Here is a 14,965-nt window from a genome sequence, read left to right as displayed (position 1 = left end):
AGGCGGTGGCGACGATGCGATCTTCTCACCGCGTTCGGCAGGATGGGGTGATGCATCGACTCGCGTCCATACCCGGGGACAGGACGGAGGACGACGGGGCCCTCTTCGTGGAACAGCCACCGGCCCCGGTGGTGCTGCTCAGCAGCGCCGACACGGATCTGCTGGCGGTGTCGCAGTTGCTGGAGGCCGAGCCGACGTTGTTGCCGGCCCCGCTGAGGGCCCTCAACCTCTCGGCCCTGCAGCACCCGGCGGTGATCGACCACTACGTGGCCAGCAGCCTGGCCACCACTCGGCTGGTGGTGGTGCGGCTCCTGGGGGGACGCGGCCATTGGAGCTACGGACTGGAGTGTCTGCGCCACTGGGTCGGCAACGGTGAGGGGCGCCAGCTGCTGGTGCTGGCCGGCACGGCCGAGGAGGAGCAGGCCCTGGCCTGCCTCGGCAGCCTCGATGGCCCCCTGGCCCTGGGCTGTGCGGCCTGCCTGCGGGAGGGGGGAGCCGCCAACCTGCGCCTGTTGCTCCGGACCCTGGCGGCCCTGCTGGCCGGCGAACGCCCCGCGCCGCCCTGCCCCACGCCCGCCGCCGATCCCCTGCCCCAGGACTGGCGCGACGATCCCGGCTCCCGGGTGGGGGTGATCCTCTACCGGGCCCTCTGGCAAGCAGGTGATCTGGCCCTGATGGAGGCGCTCCTGGCGGCCCTGCGTGGCCGGGGGCTGGCGCCCCGGGCCCTGTGGGTCAGCAGCCTGCGGGATGGGGCCGTGCAGCGGGGTGTGGCGGACCTGCTGGGGCGGGAGCAGGTGCAGGCGGTGCTCTGCGGCACGGGCTTTGCTTCGGTGTCATTTGAGGAGGCGGGCCTGGGAGCCCCCCTGTGGGAACGGCTGGGGGTACCGGTGCTGCAGGTGCTGTGCAGCGGCCGCAGCCGGGAGGCCTGGCAGCAGAGCAGCATCGGCCTGGCCCCGCTCGACCTCAGCCTGCAGGTGGCCCTGCCGGAACTGGATGGGCGTCTCACCACCCGGGTGGGGGCCTTCAAGGAGCGCAGCTGCACCAGCGACAACCTGGCCACGGCCCTGCACCGCTATGAACCGGACCGGGAGCGGCTTGACTGGATCGCCCAGCTCACCGGCGCCTGGACCCGCCTGCGGCTGACGCCGGCCCCCGAACGCCGCGTAGCCCTGGTGCTGGCCAACTACCCCAACCGCAACAGTCGCCTGGCCAATGGCGTCGGGCTGGACACCCCAGCCAGCGCCGCCCTGATGCTCGGCTGGCTGGCGGAGGCCGGCTACGACCTGGGGACGCCCGCCGATCGGCCAGCCGATGGCGATGCCCTCATCCACCGCCTCCTGGAGGGCCGCAGCAATGACCCGGAGAGCGGCCATCGCCCTCCCCTGGACCACCTGCCCCTGGCCACCTACCGGGCCTGGTACGCCACCCTGCCGGTGGAGGGCCGGCAGCGGCTGGAGGCGGTCTGGGGGCCACCCGATGCCGATGCGGGTCTGGAAGCGGGTGGTGGCGGCCCTGGCTTTCCTGTGCGGGGGTTGCGCTTCGGCCAGGTGCTGCTGCTGATCCAGCCCGAGCGCGGCTACGACCGAGATCCGAGCCTCAGCTATCACAGCCCCGATCTGCCCCCCACCCACGCCTACCTGGCCCAATATCTGTGGCTGCGCCAGAGCTTCGGCGCCCAGGTGGTGGTGCACGTGGGCAAGCACGGCAACCTCGAATGGCTGCCCGGCAAGGGGCTGGGGCTGTCGCAGGACTGCTTCCCCGAATGGGCCCTGGGGCCCCTGCCGCACCTGTACCCCTTCATCGTCAACGACCCGGGCGAAGGCAGCCAGGCCAAGCGCCGCGCCCAGGCGGTGATCCTCGACCACCTGACCCCGCCCCTGGGCCGGGCCGGCCTGCACGGTGACCTGCAGGGCCTGGAGGCCCTGCTGGATGAGTACTGGGAGGCGCGGCAGCTGGGCAGCGCCCGGGCCCCGCTGCTGCGGGAGCGCCTGGGCACCCTGCTGGAGCAACTGCAACTTCCCGCCATGGCCCAGGCGGATCTGGAAGCGCGCCTGGAGGCGGCTGACGGCTACCTCTGTGAACTCAAGGAAGCCCAGATCCGGCTGGGCCTGCACACCTTCGGTACCCTGCCAGCGCCGGCGAAGCTGGCCGAACTGCTGCTGTGCCTGGCCAGGGCGCCCCAGGCGGGGCAGCCGGGCCTCACCCAGGCCCTGGCCCTCGACCTTGGACTCGATCTCGACCCCTGGGCCGATCCGGAGGAGGCCACCCTGTCCGCCGCCGACCGGGCCCGGCTGGCCGGCCATGCCCATCCAGGCGGCCTGCTGCGCCATGCCGGCGACGGGGTCGCCGTGCTGGAAGGGCTCGCCCTGGCCCTGGTCAGCGACCAGCTGGCCGACGCTGCTCCTGGGGCTGTACGGCCCCAGGGGCCCGCCACCGAACGGGCCCTGCAGCATCTGCGCCAGGCCCTGCTGCCGCCCTTGCTGGCCTGTGGCGAGGCGGAGCGTCGGGCCCTGCTCACGGGGCTGGCCGGAGGCCGCATCGCCGCCGGGCCCTCGGGAGCCCCGACCCGCGGCCGACCGGACCTGCTGCCCACCGGTCGCAACTTCTACAGCGTCGACCTGCGCGGCCTGCCGACGGAGGCCGCCTGGGACCTGGGACGGCGCAGCGCCGAGCTGCTGCTGCAGCTCCACCTGCAGGAGCAGGGCGACGACCTGCGCAGCCTGGCCCTTTCGGTGTGGGGGACCGCCACCATGCGCAACGGCGGCGAAGACATCGGCCAGGCCCTGGCCCTGATGGGCGTGCGGCCAGTCTGGGATGGCCCCACACGTCGGCTGGTGGATGTGGAAGTGATCCCCTTAAGCCTGCTCGGCCGCCCCCGGGTGGATGTGACCCTGCGCATCTCCGGCCTGTTCCGCGATGCCTTCCCCCAGCTGGTGGGCTGGTTCAACCGAGCCACTCGCCTGGTGGCGGCCCTGGACGAGGATCCCGAAGACAACCCCCTGGCCGCTTCAGCCCGGATGGAGGGCCAAGGCGGGCGCATCTACGGATCGGCGCCCGGGGCCTACGGGGCCGGGCTGCAGGGCCTGATCGACAGCGGCCACTGGGAGGGGCGCGGCGATCTGGGCGAGGCTTTTCTGAACTGGAGCGCCTGGCGCTACGACGGCGATCCCTGCGATGGGGCAAATGGCGGGGCCATCGCCGCCACGGCGGACCGGAGCGGCCTTGAACGGCGACTGGCCCAGGTGCAGGTGGTGCTTCACAACCAGGACAACAGGGAGCACGATCTGCTGGATTCCGATGACTACTACCAGTTCCAGGGCGGTCTCAGCGCCGCCGCCGAGCGGCTCCAGGGCCAGGCCCCGGCCCTCTGGTTCGGCGACCATTCCCGCAGCGAGCGTCCCCGGATGCACCGCGTCGAGCGCGAATTTGACAAGGTGCTGCGCTCCCGCCTGCTCAATCCCCGCTGGATCGAAGCCATGCAGGGCCACGGCTACAAGGGAGGCTTCGAAATGGCCGCCAGCCTGGATTACCTGTTTGCCTATGACGCCAGCACCGGGCGGGTGCCGGACTGGGGCTACGGCGCCATCAGCGCCGCCTGGCTGGAGGACGGGGCCGTGCGGGAGTTTCTGGGCCGCTCCAATCCCTGGGCCCTGCGGGACATGGCCGAACGGCTGCTTGAGGCCCACAACCGGGGCCTGTGGGAAGGGGCCGACCCGCAGCGGCTGGAGCGGCTGCGGGCCCTGGTGCTGGAGAGCGAGGGCCTGGTGGAGCAGCGCTGAGCCAGGCCCTCGCTCCCTTCAGGGGATTCAGATGTCGAGATCCCGCGCCATCGAGCGGAAGGGGTCGGTGTTACCGGGTTTGGCGGGCTGCTGGCTGATCTTCGGCTGGCTCTGGGCCTCAGTTTCCTTCTGTTGCTTGGCTGCCGCCGCTGCGCCAGGCACGTTGGTAGGGGTCACGGCAGACCCTTTCATGCGCTGACCGAGCTCAGCGGCGCTCATCGTCTGGGCGAAGGTCTTCTTGACGGGTTTGGGGATGCCACCGGTGAGGTTCACGGATCCCTTTTCGGCGGGCTGAATACCAGCCAGGCCAGGGGTCATCTTCTCGACCCGGGCCTGCATCGAGGCCACTTCCGCCACCATCTCCTTGTCCCCGGGGCTGTCGGCGTTGCCGGGAAAGGTGCGGCGGATCGTGTTCGACCGCTTCATGAACTGGACATCGCCCAGGCTGGTGGAAGCCTCGGGATCGAGGAAGAAAGTCTCGGCCTTGGGTTTGGCCTTGGCCGCAACCTCAGGCTTGGTCACCGAGGCGGCACGGGAACCGAACAGACGATCGAACAGGCCCATCGACGCATGCAGAAACGTGTCAGCAAACCCTAGCGGCCACGGAGCACCAGCCCATGGGTATCTGTACCACAACTCATCAGAAGGCCCCGCCGTTCCAGATCCGCCGCGATCGCCTCGCAAACCAGTTCGGTGGGTTGCCAGCGGGGCTGCATGGCGTAGTCGTACCAGACTTCGGCCCCGTCGAAGCCCAGATCCGCCGCCGCCGCAATCAGGCGCTGGTGGGGCAGGCGGTAGCGGGCGGGATGGGCCAGCAGGGCCAGGCCTCCGGCGGCCCGGATCGCCCCCACCACCGCTTCGGCCAACAGGGCCGGCCCCACCACGGAGGTGCCCTGCAGGTAGGGATGGAGGGAGGGATGCTCAGCGGCGAAACCCAGCCCCAGTACGTGCACCAGGCACCCCTCGAGCAGGCAGCTGATTTCCACCCCGCGCCAGAGGGTGGGCGTCGCCGCGCCCCGCTGGCGGTGGTCGACAAGGGACGCGGCAATGGCCCCATGGGCCGCGAGGGCGTGGTGATCGGTCACCGCCAGGTGCTCCAGGCCAATGGCCACGGCTTCCGCCGCCAGCGCTTCCGGGTGGAGACTGCCGTCGCTGCAGATGGTGTGGCAATGGAAGTTGAGCCGGTCCGGGCAGCTGTCGGCCTGCACCTGCCGCAGCACCGGCGTCAGGGGATGGGCGAGAGCTTCAGGCCGCAGCACCACCACTCTCCTGCTGGGCCAGCCGTTCGCTGCGCAAGCGCCGCCAGCGGGCATAGAACTGAATGGAGGCGGCCATGGCCACCACCAGGGCAACAAGGAACCAGGTGGCAGCGCCGGTGGGGAACTGGTTCTTGAACACCACCAGCATCACCACCAGCACCAGGAGCAGGGTGGGCAGTTCGTTGAGGGCCCGCAGCTGGCGGCCGCTCCAGTGGCACGCACCGCGCTGCAGCTGGCCCATCAGCCGGTAACAGAACCAGTGATAGGCGAGCAGGGCCGCCACGAAGGCCAGCTTGGCGTGCATCCAGGCCTGTTTCAGCCAGAGCGGTTCCACCACCAGCAGACCCACGGCCATGGCCACGGCCACCACCATGCCCGGGGTGGTGATGATGTTGGCCAGGCGTCGCTCCATCAGGCCGTACTGGGCCTCGAAGGCCTGTCGCAGGGGGGGATCCAACTCAGCCGCCTCCCGGTGGTAGATGAACAGCCGCACCAGGTAGAACAGCCCGGCGAACCACACCACCACCCCGACGATGTGGAGCGTCTTGAACCAGAGGTAGGCCTCGGGGGGCCAGCTCAAGGCCAGGGGCAGCGGGAGCGTCATGTCAGGGCCTGGGGGAACCGGAACTCGCATTGGATTGCCAAGTTAGTCGGCAGTAGCGACGGGCTACGGCGGCGGCGTAGGCCCGGTCCACGGGCCCCAACTGCGGACTGATGCCTCCATTGCGGCAATCCACCACGATCCGCTCCCGGTGGCGATCCTGGTCGCTGACCCGCAGCTTCAGCTGCCAGGGGTGTGTGGCACTGCGGCTGATCTCGTCGCCACAGACCGGCCCGACGCAGAGGCCTGGTGCGGCCAGCACGCCCCGGGGGAACCAAGGCAGCAACAGCAGGGCCAGCAGCCATCCAGCCCAAAACCCAACCGAACTCCGACGCACCGAAGGCAGCCTCAAGCCTGACGTCATCCCGCCAGCTCCATCGGGGCGTCCTCCCCTTCGCCGAGGCCTTCGGGTCCGTCCATCGGGGGATGGAAGTGCTCCCACACCTGACGCGCCATCGCCGGTCCGATCCCGGAGACGGCGGCGATCTGCTCGGAAGTGGCCAGCTGGATGGCGTCGATGGAGCGGAAGTGGGCCAGCAGGTCCTTCACCCGCTTCGGACCCAGCCCGGCGATGTCGCTGAGACGGGAACGCTTCATCCGCTCGCCCCGCTGCTGGCGGTGGTAGCTCACGGCGAAGCGGTGGGCCTCGTCCCGCAGCCGCCGCAGCAGCACCACGCCCAGCTGGTCGACCTCGGTGTCGAGGGGCTGGCTGGCGCCGGGCAGGAACACCTCCTCCCGTTGCTTGGCCAGGGAACAGACGGTCAGTTCCTCGTGCAGATCCAGCTCCCGCAGCGCCTCCATCACCGCCGACAGCTGGCCCTTGCCACCATCGATCATCACCACATCCGGCCAATCACTGAGGCCATCGGTGTGGAGGGCCGAGGCACCGGCCCGGCGCAGGGCGGCCAGGTCGGCCCCTTCCGCCTTGGCCTGGGACCAGCGGCGGAAACGCCGCCGCATGATCTCGGCCATGGCCATGAAGTCGTCGGAATGGCCGGCGCGGATGCTGCTGCTGCGGATCCGGTATTTGCGGTAGTGCTGCTTGGCCGGCAGGCCGTCGATGAAGACCACCTGGGAGGCCACCGCGTCGCTGCCCTGGATGTGGCTGATGTCGTAGCCCTCGATCCGCCGGGGCGGCACCGGCAGCTCCAGCAGCTGGGCCAGGTCTTCGGTGGCCAGTTGCTGGTGCTCCGCCCCGCGTTGGGCCCGGGCCAGTTCGAAGCCGGCATTGCGCTCCACCAGTTCAATCAGGTCGGCCTTCTGGCGCCGTTGGGGCACGGCCAGTCGCACCTTGCGGCCCCGCCGCTCCGCCAGCCACTCGCCGATCAACTCCTGGGCCGGCAGCGCATGCTGCAACACCAGTTCCGGAGGAATCTCCACGGGCTCTACCTGGCTGTAGTGCTCCTCGACCACCCGCTGCAGCACCTCGGCCGGTGTGGCGATGGCCGCATCGGCGGTGTAGCCCAGCCTGCCCACCAGCTTTCCGGCACGCATCTGGAAGATCTGCACCGCCGCCACCCGATCATCCGCCGCCAGGGCGATCACATCGCGGCTGACGGAGCTGTCACCCAGGCTCATCTTCTGATCGGCGGTGAGCAGATCAAGGCCCTGCAGCTGGTCGCGCACCCGGGCAGCGGCCTCAAAATCCAGCCGCTCGGCATAGCGGTCCATCTGCTGCCGCAGGAGGGTGAGCAGTTCGTCATTGCGACCCTGGAACACCATCGCCACCTTGCGCAGAATGCGGTGGTAGTCGTCCGAACCGATCTTCTCCTGGCAGACCCCCGGACAGCGGCCGATGTCGAAGTTGAGGCAGGTGCGGTCGCGGTAGAGGGGCTGGGGACGCTGGCGCAGGGGAAAGACCCGCTTGACCACCGCCAGGGTGCGGCGCAACAGCCCCACATCCACATAGGGCCCATAGAAGCGATCCAACGGGCTGCGATGGCGGCGGCGGCGCGTGATGAAGATGCGCGGGTAGGCCTCGCTCCAGGTGATGCAGAGGTAGGGGTATTTCTTGTCGTCCTTCAACAGGACATTGAAATGGGGCTGGTGGTTCTTGATCAGGTTCGATTCCAGCGCCAGCGCCTCCGCCTCGCTGTCGGTGACGATGAACTCGATCTCACAGACCTGCCGCACCATCAGGGCGATGCGGGGGCTGATGTCGTGGGAGTTGCGGAAGTAGCTGCGCACCCGCGCCCGCAGGCTTTTCGACTTGCCGATGTAGAGGATGCGGTCGCTCGCATCCCGCATCAGATAGCAGCCCGGCTCCGCCGGCAGCTCCCGCAATCGGGCCGACAGCCGCTCACGCTGCAGCAGCAGCGGCCCGACGACGTCCCCGCCCGGAGTCCCGACCGGCTCAGCCATGGCGGCGCCTCAACCGCCGTACTGCCAGCCCGTGGCGGACAGTTCCAGGGCGGGGGCATCGCGGTGCAGGGTCGCCGTCTTCACCTCCCCCACGAACACGGTGTGGTCTCCATGGGACACCTGGCCCACCACGGTGCACTCCACGGCGCCAAGGGCGTCGTCCAGAACCGGCAAACCCAGGGGCCCCAGACTGAACGGAGCGGCGTCGAAACGTCCGCCCACCCCCTTCTGGGGCTTGAAGAACACGGCCGCCAGGTCCTTCTGATCGGCGGCCAACACATTGAGGCAGAAGCGCCCGCTGCGCTGGATCATGCCGTTGCTGGTGGAGTCAGCACGCACCGCCATCACCACCAAGGGCGGCTCAAAGGAGCCCTGGGTGACCCAGCTGGCGGTGAAGCCGTTCACCTCCACGCCTTCGGCCACGCCGCAGATGAACACACCATGGGGAATCTTGCGCAGCAACGACTTCTTGGCGGCCGCGTCCAGAACAACGTCAGTCATGGGGGTGGCCGGCAGGGATGGGACGACTCTAGGAACCCGCCTGGGCCCGTCTCCATAGGCTGGGGGCATGCGAGCCCTCTACCCCGGCAGTTTCGATCCCCTCACCCTCGGCCACCTCGACCTGATCGAGAGGGCGGCGCACCTTTTCGATGGTGTTGTGGTGGCGGTGCTGATGAACCCCTCCAAGCAACCCAGTTTCCCCCTCGAGCGCCGGCTGGAGCAGATCCGCACGGCCACGGAAGGGATGGGGGGCATCGAGGTGGGTCATTTCGACGGTCTCACCGTGACCTACGCCCAGACCTGCGGCGCCCAGGTGATCCTGCGGGGGCTGCGGGCCATGAGCGACTTCGAATTTGAGTTGCAGATCGCACACACCAACCGGACCCTGGCCCCCCGCGTCGAGACCCTGTTCATGGCCACCTCAGCGCACCACAGCTTTCTGAGCAGCTCGGTGGTGAAGGAGGTGGCCCGCTTCGGTGGAGATGTCGCCCACATGGTCCCGCCGGGAGTGGCGATCGACCTGGAGAAGCTCTTTAATCGACAGGCAGCGCCGGAAACCCCATATGGCTGAAGTCCGTTTCTCCGTTCTCGACCAGCTGGATCAGCTGGAGGACATCGTCCTCGAAGGCAGCAGGATCCCGTTCAGCGGCGGACGGCTGGTCAACGAGCAGGACGCCATTGAGATGATGGATGCCTTGCGGGAGGCCCTGCCGGGGCAGATCTCCCAGGCCGACGACCTGATCCGCCAGCGGGAAGGCTTCATCGAGAAGGCCAGGCTGCAGGCCGAGGAAATCGTCACCCAGGCGCGGCGGGAGCGGGAGCAGCTGATCAATGCCGCCGCGATCCGCCAGGAGGCCGAGCGCCAGGTGACGGAACAGCGTGAACTGGCCCGCCAGCAATGTGAGCAGATGGTGCTGCAGGCCCGCCAGCAGGTGGCCCAGACCGAACAGGAGCATCAGGCCCGGATGGCCCAGTTCGAGCAGCAGTTCGCTGGCCGCCGTCAGCAGCTGGAGCAGGAAGCCCAGCAGCGTCGCCAGCAGCTGGAGCAGGAGGCAGCAGAACGTAACCGCCAACTGCTGGAGCAGCACGAACGCGGCCGGGCCCAGGCCCTGCAGGATCTTGAAGGTATCCGCCAGGAGGGTCTGCGCCTTCAGCGTGAAAGCCAGACCGAAGCCGAGCGCCTGCATGCCGACGCCCTGCAGTTCCGCCAGCAGACCCAGCAGCAGTGCGATGCCCTGATCGCCCGCAGCCGCCAGGAGGCTGCAGCGATCCAGGAGGGCTCCAACCGCTACGCGGAGCAGGTCTTAGGGGAACTCGAGGTGCGCCTCAAGGAACTCAGCCAGGTGGTCCTGGGTGGTCGGCGCGAACTGGTGCGGCTCCAGGGCCAGGAGACAGCCGCCGCCAGCCGCAGCCCCGAAGCTCCGATCCCGCTGGAGAACGCCACGGTCGACAGGGCCCGACGTGCCGCCGGCCGTCTCAAGCGCGCCGCCAGCCGGGGCCTGGCCAGCTGAGGCTGGAGCGCCCGGAGTCCTGGGGCGCTCCGAAAGCTCAGAACGCGGGTTGACAGGCCCCCGCGGACTGGATCTGGCGCAGCACACGGCCGATGGTGGTGTTAGGAGCCCCCGCCCCGGCGGACACGGCGCTCACGTAGCGGGGGCCATCCGTGGTCTGGAGAACGCCGCTGATCGAGCGCACGCCCGTCAGAGTGCCGGTCTTGGCGAAGAACTGGCCGTCCAGGCTGGTGCCCTTGTAGAGATTGCGCAGCGTGCCCCGCCGACCGGCGATGGCCATGGAACTGAGGTAATCCCTGGAGTAGGGATGGTGATCCATGCGCAGCAGCAGGGCCACCAGGAAACGGCTGGTGAGTCGATTGGCGCGATCCAAGCCGCTGCCGTCGGCGATCCGGACACCCTCCATCGGCAAGCCCTGGTCGTTCAGCCAGAGAAACGTACGGCGACTGGCTTCGGCCAGGTCCCAGGTGCCGGCGGCCTGTCGCAGCAACACTTCGGAGGTGAAGTTGTGGCTTTCGGTGTTGGCCAGGCTGAGCAGGCCGTGCATTGAAGTGGAGGGCTCCTCATGCAGCAGGACGGCGTCGCTGGGGAGCGGCTGCCGCGCCGAGACGAGGGCCAGCTGCACCTGCTGGCCGCCGCTCTGGGTCATGGAGCGGCGCAAAAGGGTCTGCAACCGCGAGGCGGGATTGCTCACCGCCTCATCGATGGCGTTGCTGGTGATGGCCAGCCGGGTGATCGGGGCGCCGTAGGCGTAGACGCGATCCCCTGGATGCCAGCCACTCGGCCACCAGTTCTGGGGAGCTTCCTCCGCCAGCTCCAGCCGCACGGGGCTGCCGGTCGCCAGGGCCAGCTGGGCAAAACGCTTCAACTGGGGCAGGGCCAGATCGGGATCCCCTTGGCCGACCATGCGCAGGGTGCCGTCCTGGAGACGCCACAACTGGGTGGTGAGCCGGTAGTCGGGGCCGAGCCGGTCGAGGGCGAAGGCGGTGCTGATCAGTTTCTGGTTGGAAGCCGGCACCCTGGGCAGGCGCCCGTTGACATCGGCCAGCAGACGTCCACGGCCGTCGGCGACGCTGACGCTCCAGCGGGACTGTTCCGACCCCAGGGCCTGGGCCACCTGACGTTGCAGCAACGGACAGCTGACCTCCCCGGCCAACCGCGGCATCCCCACCGGGGGCGGCGCCTCCGGCAAGGCGGCCATCGGCAGGGGGCGCAGGGCCCTGGGTGAGGGCAGCGCCGGGGCGTTCTGGGCCCAGGCCGCCGTGCCCAGGGGACTGGTGCTCCCGGCCATCAGCAGGATGGCTGCCGCCCTCAGCGGGCGGTGGGGGCGACGGAACCCAGGGGATCGGCGGACAGGCGCAGTCATCTCAGGAGGCTCCGAGTTTCAGATCCGTGACGGTGCCGTTGAAGCGGAAGTTGGTCCCCTCCAGCTCCACCGGGGCACCGATCTTGATCGTTTGGTTGCCGAAGACAACCCCGCCGCCGGTGCGACGGCCCTGGCCTTCAAGGACGAAACGCCCATCAAAGGTGCTGAAGGTCTTCTGGTTGGGATCGGGAGCACTCACCACTTTCCCGTCTGGGGTGAGGGTGGAGATGATCCGGTCAAAGGGAATGATCTGCTTCACAGCCACGCTGCCGTGGGGCTGGTTGCGAATCACGATCGCCACCTTGGCCTCCTGGCGGATCTGTTGCAGGAGCTCAAGGGGGGAGGCGGCTGGGGCACCACGCACATCCACCATCACAGTGACGGGCTCAAGCGCCCCGGTCGCCTGGGCCACGGCCCCGCTCAGACGGGGACTCCAGATCACGCCCCCGATCGCCAGCAGCGCCGCGACGGCAGCACCGAGGTCGATGAGACTCCAGGAACGGGAGCGGGGCGAATCGCTGGGCATGGGCACCTGAAAGCCAGCGAAGTGTACGCAGCCTTTCCGGGATGCACCAGCCGGGCCGGCGGGTCAGTTCTGCAGGTCTTCGATCATCTGGCCAAGGGCCCGCAGGTTGCTCCCCAGGCCAGGCTCCTGCCCGCCGCTGAGGGCCAGCTCCTGCTGCTCGGCATCGGGTTTCTGCTCGAAGCGCCCGGCCAGCCGATAACCGTCGGGGTCAAGCCGGTAGAGCTCCCACTCGGCCGGGTAGGCGCAGCGCAGGGCGCGGTCGGACTGGGGCAGCAGGGCATAGGCGGCCCGCCAGCCGGCCAGGAAACCCTTGCGGCGCTGGCGCGCCACGCTGCCGATGCCGATGGCGGCATCTTCCAGTGATGGATTGATCAGCACCACGCTGTCACCGTGGCCGCCGCACACCGCTTCCACCAAGTCGTATTCCGCCTGGCTGGCCCCCACCAGCAGCAGCACCCCCCGGGAGGGTTCCTGCTGCTGGAGCCGGCGCTGGTCGGAGAAACTGCCGATGCGATCGGCGAGGGCAGCAGCATCACGGCGGGCCAGGGCCGTGGCACCGGCATCCGGGAACAACAGCCGCAACGCGGGCCGCTCCGTCAGCAGCCCTTCCAGCAGGCGCAGCACCACGGGCAGCAGTCGTAAGCCTTCGAAGCTGAACTCCACGGTCCACCGGCCTCCGGATCCGGACGCCAGGGCCGCCTGCAGGGCCTCGCGGGCTTCGGCTTCGGCGGTGCGCAGATCAGCAGGCAGCATCGGCGTGCGACAAAGCTGAGCGGACCCTACCCAGGCGCTGCGGCGACACTGCGGCGTGCTTCCTCCAGGGCCGCCGGGAGGTCGGCCAGATCTGCCGGGGTAAGCCAGGGGCCCAGGCTGAGTCGCAGGCCGCTGGCGGCCTCCTCGGGGTTGTAGCCCATGGCGAGCAGCACGGCACTGGCCGCCGCCGTCCCGCCACTGGTGCAGGCGGATCCACTGCTGACGGCGTAACCCCGCCGGGCCAGCTCCCGCACCAGCCGGCGTCCGCTCAGTGATCGTCCCGCCGGGCCAGCCACCAGCAGGCTGATGTGATGGGGCAGGCGCCCGCAGGGGTCGTCCGGTGTTGGCCCGCTGAGGCCCACCCCCTCGAGTGGCAACAGTGCCTCCAGAAGCCGATCACGCAGGGGCCTTATCGGGTCTTGCCCGCCGTGGGCCGCCAGACGCTGCTCGGCCAGCGCCAGGGCCGCCGCAAACCCCGCCACCAGGGCCACGGGCTCGGTACCGCCGCGGCGGCCCGCTTCCTGAGCTCCGCCGATCAGGGGGTCCAGCCGGAGCCCGCGCCGCACCAGCAGGGCGCCAACACCGCGGGGGCCCTGCAGCTTGTGGGCCGCGCAGCTGAGCAGGTCCACCGGCAGCTGGCTGAAATCGAGGCTTTGGTGACCCACCACCTGAACGCCGTCCACATGCAGCAACACGCCAGCCCGGCGGCAGAGCTCGCCGATGCGGGTGATCGGCTGGAGCGTGCCCACCTCGCTCTGGCCCCAGAGGATCGACACCAGACGGGTCGGCGGCAGCAGAAGCGCCTCGAGGGCCTCCAGGTCCACCACCCCACGGCGATCCACCGGCAGGAGCTGCCGCTGCCAACCTCGTCGCACCATGGCGTCGGCAGCGGCATAGCTGGCGGGATGTTCCACCGCCGAGAGCAGCACCCGGCCGGGCTCCAGGCAGCCGGCGCAACCGATCAGGGCGGCATGGATCGCTTCACTGCCACCCGATACAAGCACCAGCTCGTCGCTGCCGCAGCCCAGGCGTGACGCCAGGGCCTGGCGGTCGCGCTCCAGCCGGTCCGCCGCCGCCAGGCCGAAGCCGTGCAGGCTGGAGGGATTGGCCCAGGCCTCCCGGTGGGCACGGTCCATGGCGTCGAGCACTTCCGGCGCCGGGGGGCTGGTGGCGCAGGCGTCCAGGTACACCGCCCGGGTGGGGCCTGCCGTCCCAGGGATATCAGGGCGCGGCGGGTTCATCACGGCAGAGGCGGCCCCGGGTGCGGGATTCCAGGGACTCGCCAGCCAGGGTCACCAGATCATCGAGGGAGCGGCCCTCCAGCAGGGCCGTGACGCGGGCGCGGGCTTCGGCGCTGGCGCAGGCCTCGGGACGGAGGCAGCCGTTGACGCACACCGTCGCGCAATCAATGGTGGGACGTGCCTCCAGGGCAACCCCGAACATTGAGGGGGCCACCACGCCGTCGAACACCGCCTCGGCCGGGCCGGTCATGAAGACGTGGCCGCTGGCCTCCTCCCAGTCGATCTCCAGGGGCCCCCCGGGCAGATCGAGCCGGGCCTGGCGGTCGGCCAGGCCCAGCAGGTGGCAGGCCACCAGGGTGGCGCAGGCACCGGTGCCACAGGCCAGGGTGGGCCCGGCTCCCCGCTCCCACACCCGCATCACCAGATGGTTGGGGGCGATCACCTCAACGAAATGGACGTTGGTCCGGGCCGGGAAGGCCTCGTGCACCTCCAGGGCGGCGCCCAGGGTCTCCAGATCGATGGCTGCCACGTCATCCACCGGCACCACGGCGTGGGGATTGCCCATGCCGGCAGCCGCCACGGCCATGGGCTCCCCCAGCACTTCCAGCATCCCAACCGGCAGCCCCTCCACCCCCATGGCCAGTCCGGTGGGAATCGTCTCCGGCGTCAGGAACGGGGCGCCCATGTCAACGCGGATGCGCCCGTCCTCGGCCAGGGCCGGCACGATGCGACCGGCCAGGGTCTCGACCTCCCAGCGGCGAGGGGCGACGTCACCGTCGCTGTCGGCCAGGAAGCGGGCCAGACAGCGGATGCCGTTGCCGCACATCTCGGGCTCGGTGCCATCGGCGTTGAAGATCCGCATCCGCAGTTCGCCGCCCTCCCGGGGCGGCAAGGCCAGGATCACGCCATCGCCACCGACCCCGAAGCGCCGGTCACAGAGCCGTTGCACCAGCTCAGGGGTCAAGCCGAACAGGTCCTCAGGATCCTCTAAGCTGCGCCCGTCAAGCAGTAAGAAGTCATTCCCAAGACCCTGATATTTGCTGAATTGGAGCACCTGGAGCACCGTT

At 69.7% G+C, this 14,965-nt stretch carries 14 protein-coding genes; 3 read left to right on the top strand and 11 right to left on the bottom strand.

What is annotated here, in order from left to right; genetic code table 11:
• Positions 1-50: 50 nt before the first annotated feature.
• On the top strand, positions 51-3,779 hold the full coding sequence (gene cobN / locus KBY95_RS02620) for a cobaltochelatase subunit CobN (RefSeq protein ID WP_254963117.1): 3,729 nt from the start codon (positions 51-53) through the stop codon (positions 3,777-3,779).
• Positions 3,780-3,806: 27 nt separating this feature from the next.
• Here the strand turns inward: cobN and KBY95_RS02615 are convergent, their stop codons facing one another.
• From KBY95_RS02615 to KBY95_RS02590, 6 genes are all read right to left on the bottom strand, one after another.
• Positions 3,807-4,343, bottom strand: coding sequence for a hypothetical protein (locus KBY95_RS02615; protein ID WP_254963116.1), 537 nt, complete (start codon positions 4,341-4,343; stop codon positions 3,807-3,809).
• 29 nt (positions 4,344-4,372) lie between these two features.
• Positions 4,373-5,038: a PHP domain-containing protein gene (locus tag KBY95_RS02610; RefSeq protein ID WP_254963279.1), complete on the bottom strand. Its 666-nt coding sequence runs from the start codon at positions 5,036-5,038 to the stop codon at positions 4,373-4,375.
• Positions 5,025-5,642, bottom strand: a complete 618-nt coding sequence (hemJ, locus tag KBY95_RS02605; protein WP_254963115.1) for a protoporphyrinogen oxidase HemJ — start codon at positions 5,640-5,642, stop codon at positions 5,025-5,027. The genes KBY95_RS02610 and hemJ overlap by 14 nt, the downstream gene beginning before the upstream one ends.
• Before the next feature lies 1 nt (position 5,643).
• The gene (locus KBY95_RS02600) at positions 5,644-5,925 is read right to left on the bottom strand and encodes a hypothetical protein (protein WP_254963114.1); all 282 of its coding nucleotides are present in this window, start codon (positions 5,923-5,925) and stop codon (positions 5,644-5,646) included.
• A 74-nt stretch (positions 5,926-5,999) separates the two neighbouring features.
• A complete protein-coding gene (uvrC, locus tag KBY95_RS02595; RefSeq protein WP_254963113.1) occupies positions 6,000-8,000 on the bottom strand; it encodes an excinuclease ABC subunit UvrC in 2,001 nt (666 codons plus the stop codon).
• Positions 8,001-8,009: 9 nt separating this feature from the next.
• On the bottom strand, positions 8,010-8,501 hold the full coding sequence (locus KBY95_RS02590) for a flavin reductase family protein (RefSeq protein ID WP_254963112.1): 492 nt from the start codon (positions 8,499-8,501) through the stop codon (positions 8,010-8,012).
• 67 nt (positions 8,502-8,568) lie between these two features.
• Here KBY95_RS02590 and coaD point away from each other — a divergent pair, with 67 nt between their 5' ends.
• Both coaD and KBY95_RS02580 read left to right on the top strand, forming a co-directional pair.
• Positions 8,569-9,072: a pantetheine-phosphate adenylyltransferase gene (coaD, locus tag KBY95_RS02585; RefSeq protein WP_254963111.1), complete on the top strand. Its 504-nt coding sequence runs from the start codon at positions 8,569-8,571 to the stop codon at positions 9,070-9,072.
• Positions 9,065-10,012 (top strand): hypothetical protein, encoded by a 948-nt coding sequence (locus KBY95_RS02580; RefSeq protein ID WP_254963110.1) that lies wholly within the window; start codon positions 9,065-9,067, stop codon positions 10,010-10,012. The genes coaD and KBY95_RS02580 overlap by 8 nt, the downstream gene beginning before the upstream one ends.
• A 37-nt stretch (positions 10,013-10,049) precedes the next feature.
• On the opposite strand, the gene KBY95_RS02575 is transcribed toward KBY95_RS02580, so the two are convergent.
• The 5 genes from KBY95_RS02575 to dapF all read right to left on the bottom strand — a co-directional run bounded on the left by KBY95_RS02575 (position 10,050) and on the right by dapF (position 14,952).
• Positions 10,050-11,303, bottom strand: coding sequence for a D-alanyl-D-alanine carboxypeptidase/D-alanyl-D-alanine-endopeptidase (locus KBY95_RS02575; protein WP_254963109.1), 1,254 nt, complete (start codon positions 11,301-11,303; stop codon positions 10,050-10,052).
• 76 nt (positions 11,304-11,379) lie between these two features.
• The gene (locus KBY95_RS02570; RefSeq protein WP_254963108.1) at positions 11,380-11,904 is read right to left on the bottom strand and encodes a DUF4330 domain-containing protein; all 525 of its coding nucleotides are present in this window, start codon (positions 11,902-11,904) and stop codon (positions 11,380-11,382) included.
• A gap of 63 nt (positions 11,905-11,967) precedes the next feature.
• Positions 11,968-12,657, bottom strand: a complete 690-nt coding sequence (locus tag KBY95_RS02565; protein WP_254963107.1) for a DUF1995 family protein — start codon at positions 12,655-12,657, stop codon at positions 11,968-11,970.
• A gap of 26 nt (positions 12,658-12,683) precedes the next feature.
• Positions 12,684-13,898, bottom strand: coding sequence for a cysteine desulfurase family protein (locus tag KBY95_RS02560; protein ID WP_254963106.1), 1,215 nt, complete (start codon positions 13,896-13,898; stop codon positions 12,684-12,686).
• A complete protein-coding gene (gene dapF / locus KBY95_RS02555) occupies positions 13,879-14,952 on the bottom strand; it encodes a diaminopimelate epimerase (RefSeq protein ID WP_254963277.1) in 1,074 nt (357 codons plus the stop codon). Before dapF ends, KBY95_RS02560 begins: the two co-directional genes overlap by 20 nt.
• Positions 14,953-14,965: the final 13 nt, after the last annotated feature.

The organism is Cyanobium sp. Aljojuca 7A6 (assembly GCF_024346455.1).
GTDB lineage: Bacteria > Cyanobacteriota > Cyanobacteriia > PCC-6307 > Cyanobiaceae > Cyanobium.
Note: the sequence above shows the minus strand (reverse complement) of the source record. Positions and strands in the feature narration are given on the sequence as shown.